1 protein-coding gene is annotated in these 272 nt (G+C 69.5%); it reads left to right on the top strand.

The window, feature by feature from the left end; genetic code table 11:
- Nucleotides 1-272, top strand: a 272-nt coding sequence (locus tag KHA85_RS17685) for a transposase (protein ID WP_213186777.1), incomplete at both ends; no start/stop codon positions are given.

The raw sequence follows: 272 nt of genomic DNA, 5'->3' as shown, positions 1-272 counted from the left end.
TGACCCCGGTCGTGGACGGCACCGGCCCGTCTCGCCTGTTGGACATGGTCCCGGGCCGTTCGGCGAAGGTGCTCACCGAGTGGCTCGACGCCCGTGACCAGGTGTTTCGAGACCGGGTCAAGGTGGTCACGATGGATGGGTTCGCCGGCTACCACTCCGCCGCCGCCAAAGCCGTTCCCGCTGCCCGGACGGTGATGGACCCCTTCCACGTCGTGCGCCTGGCCGCCGACAAGCTCACCGTGTGCCGCCAACGCATCCAGCAGGCCACCACC

It is taken from the genome of Dietzia massiliensis (assembly GCF_018390595.1).
GTDB lineage: Bacteria > Actinomycetota > Actinomycetes > Mycobacteriales > Mycobacteriaceae > Dietzia > Dietzia massiliensis.
Note: the sequence above shows the minus strand (reverse complement) of the source record. Positions and strands in the feature narration are given on the sequence as shown.